At 63.2% G+C, this 6,315-nt stretch carries 9 protein-coding genes; 7 read left to right on the top strand and 2 right to left on the bottom strand.

From position 1 onward, the window contains the following. The first annotated feature begins 169 nt into the window (after positions 1–169). Complete coding sequence (locus tag MKK50_RS22580) at positions 170–616, top strand: hypothetical protein (RefSeq protein ID WP_253374245.1); 447 nt, start codon at positions 170–172, stop codon at positions 614–616. Between the two features lie 285 nt (positions 617–901). Here MKK50_RS22580 and MKK50_RS22575 read toward each other — a convergent pair whose 3' ends face one another. Further along, positions 902–1,189 (bottom strand): hypothetical protein, encoded by a 288-nt coding sequence (locus MKK50_RS22575; RefSeq protein WP_253374244.1) that lies wholly within the window; start codon positions 1,187–1,189, stop codon positions 902–904. A 10-nt stretch (positions 1,190–1,199) separates the two neighbouring features. Here MKK50_RS22575 and MKK50_RS22570 point away from each other — a divergent pair, with 10 nt between their 5' ends. The 6 genes from MKK50_RS22570 (at position 1,200) to MKK50_RS22545 (ending at position 5,517) form a co-directional block, all read left to right on the top strand. After that, positions 1,200–1,385 carry a hypothetical protein gene (locus tag MKK50_RS22570; RefSeq protein WP_253374243.1) on the top strand — a complete coding sequence of 62 codons (186 nt, stop codon included), beginning with the start codon at positions 1,200–1,202 and terminating at the stop codon, positions 1,383–1,385. A 23-nt stretch (positions 1,386–1,408) separates the two neighbouring features. After that, positions 1,409–2,320: an HD-GYP domain-containing protein gene (locus MKK50_RS22565; protein ID WP_499025403.1), complete on the top strand. Its 912-nt coding sequence runs from the start codon at positions 1,409–1,411 to the stop codon at positions 2,318–2,320. A 21-nt stretch (positions 2,321–2,341) separates the two neighbouring features. Next, positions 2,342–2,464, top strand: coding sequence for a hypothetical protein (locus MKK50_RS22560; protein ID WP_301288965.1), 123 nt, complete (start codon positions 2,342–2,344; stop codon positions 2,462–2,464). Between the two features lie 21 nt (positions 2,465–2,485). Further along, on the top strand, positions 2,486–3,385 hold the full coding sequence (locus MKK50_RS22555) for a GGDEF domain-containing protein (RefSeq protein WP_499025402.1): 900 nt from the start codon (positions 2,486–2,488) through the stop codon (positions 3,383–3,385). 513 nt (positions 3,386–3,898) lie between these two features. After that, entirely contained in the window at positions 3,899–4,336 is a 438-nt protein-coding gene (locus MKK50_RS22550) for a hypothetical protein (RefSeq protein ID WP_499025400.1), read from the top strand. 164 nt (positions 4,337–4,500) lie between these two features. After that, positions 4,501–5,517: a hypothetical protein gene (locus MKK50_RS22545; RefSeq protein WP_253374239.1), complete on the top strand. Its 1,017-nt coding sequence runs from the start codon at positions 4,501–4,503 to the stop codon at positions 5,515–5,517. A 124-nt stretch (positions 5,518–5,641) separates the two neighbouring features. Here the strand turns inward: MKK50_RS22545 and MKK50_RS22540 are convergent, their stop codons facing one another. Next, positions 5,642–6,283 (bottom strand): N-acetyltransferase, encoded by a 642-nt coding sequence (locus MKK50_RS22540; RefSeq protein ID WP_499025398.1) that lies wholly within the window; start codon positions 6,281–6,283, stop codon positions 5,642–5,644. Between the last annotated feature and the right edge of the window lie 32 nt (positions 6,284–6,315).

Here is a 6,315-nt window from a genome sequence, read left to right as displayed (position 1 = left end):
GCCACCGCGAGCACGACACAAGCCGCAACGGCCCCGCCGATCTCGCCGCCTGGTGCCAGCGCTGCCACCTGGACCACGACCGGCCGGAGCACATCCGGCGGCGACGCCTGACCTTCCTGCGCCGCCGGGCGCTGGGGGACCTGTTCCTCGGGCTGTATCCGGTGCTCTGATGACAGTCGGATCCGACAGGTCACGCCTGGCCGCGCTGATCGATGGGAAGGACCGTGCGCTGCTCGCCGCGTTCCTGCGCGACGAGGGGACCGACTTTGCCCTCAACCCGTTCCCGTCGACCACGGCCGGCGCGGCGCGCCTGACCTGTGCCGGGCTGGCCTTCGAGTATCCGATCCTCGGCATCCTCTCGGCCGGCCTGCCGTGTCTCATGGAGGCGCTGGCGCAGTTGCCGAAGACGACGCCGCTCACGCGGTGCATTCTGAAATCCGCGGCGCATACCTGCGTCGTGTTCCTGACCGCCGAGAAGGCCTGCGTCGGCGCGTACCTCCACGGGAAGGCCGGGGTGCCCCTGCCGGTGTTCGCGCCGCCCGCGCCGACGCCTCGCAAGGGCCGGGGACGCCTAGCCAGGGCCCAGCAGCTCGATCTGTTTCTCGACCTCGCCTGAAGCCGGACTGGACGCCGCCTCATTCCGACTGCGCAGGCTCGATACATCTGGACGGCCATCACGACGTACGACTCTCCAGGATATTCCTTACAAATCGAAATATCTCATCCGCACTCTTGGCCGAAGCTGGAATTTCCATGATCGCGCCGACCACTACGATTGCATTTTGTTAAGTCCGCGCGGTCAACCTATGCAGATATAAATATCAGCATTGTCGAACGCGCGGGCTGTGGCATGCCATATACTTCTACGAGCGATGGGAGTTCCGCGCTCCTGCAAAGTCATCTAGCCGCGATATCGACGGCGATCGAGCGGACGCGGCAGGAAATCGCCGAGCTGCGGCATGAGCAGGAGACCGGCCGCACCTGCGACGAGTTGAACGCAGTGGTTCAGGGGATCGAGCGGGCCACCAACACCATCCTGTCGACCGCGGAAGCCGTCGATGCCCCGACCCGCGGGATCGCCAAGCGGAGCCGCGACGAGGGGACCCGGGCGGACGTGATGGCGATCCAGGATCACGTGCAGACGATCTTCGAGGCCTGCAACTTCCAGGATCTCACCGGCCAGCGCCATCGCGAAGGTGGTGAGGACGATCGAGTTCGTCGAGGAGCGGATCGTCGAGATGGTGCGCCTGTGGTCCGGTTCGAGCGCGGCGGCTCCGACGCTGGCGCGCCGCGAGCGGACCGGCAAGTCCGCGCTCCTGAACGGTCCGGCGCTGCCCGGTGCGGTCAGCGTGTCCCAGGATGCCATCGACGCAATGTTCCCTTAGGCCGTCCGGGAGCGAGATCCATGATGGGACAGATGCTTCTGATCACCGACGATCCGGGTCGGAGCGCGGATCTCGTGGGCGGTCTCGATCCCGGCTTGGCGTACCGGGTCCACGACCTGCGTGACGAGGCGGATCCGGCCGAGGCCGCGGCGGTGCTGGTCACGGATGTGGCCGATCTCGGGCCGGCCAACGTCGAGCGCCTGCGCCAGCTTCTGGCACGGACGCGCCGCGGTACTCCGCTGGTCGTGCTGCTGCGCCAGGACACGCCGCAAGCCCGCCTTCAGGCACTGGCGCTCGGGGCGAGCCGGACGGTGAGGGCTCCCTTCGACCTGGGCCGGCTCCGGCGCGCGCTGGGCGCGGCGGAGGATCGGGCGGAGACCGTGCCGGCCGAGGCCCGGCGACGGGCTGAGGCGGTGCGCGCCTTCTACGGGTCGGTCTTCGTGGCCGGCGGGCCGGTGACGCCGGTCGTGGTCGACAACGGCACCGACCTCGTCGCGCAGGCGGTCCAAGAAACCGGCATCCGCGACTGGATCCGGACGGTGCGCCGCTTCGACGATGCTACGCACCAGCACTGCCTGCTGGTGGCCGGGCTGGCCGCTGCCTTCGCGGCGGGCCTCGGCCTCGGACCTTGCGAGCGCCATCGGCTGACCAAGGCGGCGTTGCTGCACGATGTCGGCAAGATCCACGTCCCGGCCGCGATCCTCAACAAGCCGGGCAAGCTCGATGCGGCGGAGAAGGCAGTGATGCGCCTGCATCCGGCGCAGGGCGAGGCCATGCTGGCCAACCAGGGCTTCGAGCCGGAGTTCCTCGGCGTGGTGCGCTCGCATCACGAGATGCTCGACGGCTCCGGCTACCCGGACGGGCTCGTGCGGAGGGCGATCCCCGATCTCGTGCGTGTGGTGACGGTGTGCGACATCTACGGCGCCCTGATCTAGCGCCAGTCCTACAAGCCGCCGATGGCGAGCGAGGCCGCCTACGCGATCCTCCAGGGGAGGATGGGCCGCCTCGATCCTGCGCTGGTGAAGGCCTTTCATCCCATCGCGACGGCTTTCACCCCAAGCTTCCCCCTCGACACCTGACCTCGGTTTAATGGGCGTACCATGCACATCGTCCTCGTCGATCCCAGCGGCGTGATCCGCAAGACAATCTCGGGAATGCTCATCGCGGCCGGACATACCGTGGTGGCGTTCTCCGACTCGGCCGCGGCGCTGGCGCAGGTCGCTGCCGATCCGTCGGTGACCTGCGTGCTCACCAGCCTTGAGGTTCAACCGCTCGACGGGCTGGAGCTGTGCTGGTCGCTGCGGGCTCTGGCCGACGATCGGCGCCCCCTGACGATCCTGGTGATGTCCTCCGCACGGGAAAGGCGGCCGCTGGACGAGGTGCTCGATGCCGGCGCGGACGACTTCCTGATGAAGCCGCCGGAGGCACAGGAGTTGCGCGGGCGCCTGCGCTCGGCCGAGCGGGTGCTGAAGCTGCAGCAGGCGCTGATCCGGCAGGCCGACACCGACCACCTGACGCAGCTCCTCAACCGCGGGGCGCTGATGCGTCAGGCTCGGGCAGCGGTCGAGAACGCGGCGGCGAGCCGGCCGCTGGCGGTGATGCAGATCGACATCGACCATTTCAAGAAGATCAACGACCGCCATGGCCACGATGTGGGGGATCTTGTGATCCGGCATGTCGCCCAGATCCTGCGGGAGACCGGGGCGGTCGCCGGCCGGCTGGGCGGTGAGGAGTTCGCGCTTCTGTTGCCCGAGCACAGCCTGGGCGGCGCGGGGGTAGTGGCTCACCGCATCCGCAGGCAATGCGCCGGATCGGCGCTTCTGGAACGGAGCAATCCGCTGCGCTTCACGGTCAGCATCGGGCTGAGCGAATGGTCGGAGGGCGACAGCGTCGGCACGTTGCTCAAGCGGGCGGACGTGGCGCTCTATGCCGCCAAGGAGGGCGGCCGGGACCGGGTGGCGTTGACGAGTTCGTCGTTGAAGACCGAGTTCGTGAGCTAGGATCGAGCGCTGTCAGTTTGCCCGAGCGATGGGCCGCTCGGGGTGGAAAGCAGCCATTCATAACACGATGAGGCAGGACTTGTTACCTTCTAAGCCGCGCACGCGAGATGATGCGGTGGCCGATAGCAACCAGAGCGAGGCCCGGCAGCGTCAGGTGCCAGTTGTCTTCCAAGACGATGCCGTTGAACCGTCGACCGTCGCCAGTGCGATTGATCACCACAAGGCCTACGTAAAACAGTAAGCTCACACCGCAAAGCCAAACCGAGGTGCCGAAGACAAATCGCGTCATGATCATCCATATAGCGGGAGGCAGTTAATACGGCCCTGCGCCGCTATCCTAAACTCGGCGAAATCGTATTTTCACACGTTCCGCCTAAGGCACATCGGTGATCATTATGTTCGAGCTCCCACCTTGTTGGCGGGCGGCGTCGCATTGACCTGTGGTTGCGCGTGCGACGGATCACAATTAAATTTTAGCCGCAGACATGAAGCGCATAAGTCGAAAGGCTGGCGATGAGCCGTCACGAGTTCATGCAACCAGGCGTCAGGCTCGCGATCGGCTGGGATGCACCGCTCTCCACCTTTTACCTCCAGGTCTGGAGCGAGGCGCTGCAGACTGCTGAGATGGACGAGGAGGAGCGCGAGTCGCCGCAGATCTGGTTTGGAACTGAGTATGCGGAACAGCTCAGTCCAGGCCTCCTCGTCTCTGTGGCACGCCAACATCTGCCGAGCCTCCCCGTAGACATCGAGGCGGCCCTATTGCGCGATATGGTCAAGGAGCCGGCCCGGCCCCTCTCCCCCGATCACGCCAAGATCCGCCTGATGCTGGAGGCCCACTTGGGCGAGGGCTCCCCCGTGGCGCTGGCTCCGCAGCGCACCCCTGACGAGACCGCTCGCCTGGAGATGGAGGCGCTGATGAAGGGGGCGACCTCCGAAACGAGGCGCCACTAGCTGGGGTCAACCTGCTGGGTCGGTTCTGGTGAGCCTGCTCCTCGACGCGAGCCCGCGCGATGTGATCGTCACCCGCAGGGACGAAACCCGGTACGGGATTCGGGGAGCGAAGCGAGTAGGACACGGTCCCGAAGGGACGCGCCCATCCAGGAGTGCAAAAAGAAATGAAGTCTGAAATCCCCCTTTTTGCAATTTTTGTTTTGGCCTCGACTATTGCTTCAGGTTCTCTGGCTCAAGAACCACGAATTCCGTTATCGGAAGTCGGGACGCGCGCTCAATCAGCCTGCAAGTTCCCATCCCTGGCCGAGAGGGTTAAACTCGCTGCCGTTGGTACTTACGAGGGTGAAGCACTTTCAACCGCAAGCATCGGCGGCGATGACCAGGAAGTCACGGTTTCCCACCTAGAAATCGAGAGTGGGTCCGAGCCTCTTTACCTTGCGCTTACAAGCTACAGTGCGAATATTTGGCTGATAACGGGCGCTGTCGAGCGCATCGCGGACGTCGTGGCCAACTCACAGCAGGTCGGGGTCGGCAAGCGGCCGCGCGTGGGCGTTGTCGGCGTGAAGCCGGAGCGTGTGCATTTCGTGCTGGAAGCCGGGTGCTTTCCCTACTTCTACGAGCAAACCTCGCCGGAGAGCGGGCAGGCGGTCATGGCGCTCAAAGCCTCCCTTGGTCGCGCACCGGATGCGGTCGTTGCCTCCTACGGCATCGCGAGCATGTCCGTCCCATCGGGGCGACCGAACAAGCAGATCCCCGTGTCCGGCACCGTCTCACTTCCCAAAAGCGGACCGGCGAAGGACCTTTGGGCAGAGATGCTGCGCTTCAATCCGGCCGGCCTCGTCGCCATCGCCCCAGAAGCTGTCGTATCTCCACTACCTGTGAAGCGCTATGATGTGCTCCCACAGGAAGCCGGCCTTGCGCAACTCGTCGAGGAGGGTGTCCTCAAGGTGACGGGCAGCGATAACGGCATGATCTTCAATGGCGGTCGACCCGAGTTCGCAAACAAGCCAGACAATTTCCTAATCCAGCGCAAGACCAAGTTCCCGGCCGGGCTTAACGGGGCCCATTCGGTCAATTTTGTCTTGGGGCGGGGAGTGCCAATGCCGGATGGGGATCCGGGACATTCTTGTGTGATGTCCGAGGATGAAGGTCGGGCCGTCGCTGGACGAGTCCGGTGCTGACGTTTTGCAGCGGTCGTGACCCGCAGGGCCGAAACCCGCAGGTGTTCGGGGAGCGAAGTGAGTAGGGTACGGTCCCGAAGGGACGCGCCCTAAACCAATGCTCAACGAGCAGCGGCGCCAAATATTAAAAAAACCAGAAACGTTTTTTGGAATATCTGGCGAACTCCTCCTCTTTTAGAAAATCGACAACATTACTCAAAGATTTTAAACTTTTATCTATTTCTGCCATATTTTCCAATAAAGACGGGATATCGACCTCTGAAAGCAACTTGTCTGGATGTACCCTTTTCAACTCCGAAACTTTCATTGGTATTGATTTACTATTCTCAAAAACCACACCACAGTTCTCGTAGAACTTCCTTCTTCGCTCGACATTGTCTGGCGAATTATCACCGCCCAGCGTGATCGTTTCGACCGTCAAGTCAGGTGCATGAGACTGAACCCACTGCACAACACGGTCCATGGCATAAGTACCAAGGCCGTAGCCTCTCAGGCCGTCCGGATCAACGAAGATCCCTCCGTTCGTGATCTTCGCGCTACCAGCGATGCGGCTGAATGATGCGCCGAAGGAGAACCCCCGATGACGGTAGTCCGACAGGCGCCATCCGAAGACGTATTCCATCCGGATTTCGAATGATCCGCGGGATGAAGCAACGTCTTCATTTATGACAGCTTCAACAACCTCGAGCCTTTCGATACGCGACGATTTTTTATCAAATGGGCTTAACGCGCGCGGATGACGCAATTTCAAGAACTTACGGTCCACGATAAAATAATACCTTACAATAGATTGCGAAG

This window comes from Methylobacterium sp. J-043, assembly GCF_022829505.1.
Classification (GTDB): Bacteria; Pseudomonadota; Alphaproteobacteria; order Rhizobiales; family Beijerinckiaceae; genus Methylobacterium; species Methylobacterium extorquens_A.
Note: the sequence above shows the minus strand (reverse complement) of the source record. Positions and strands in the feature narration are given on the sequence as shown.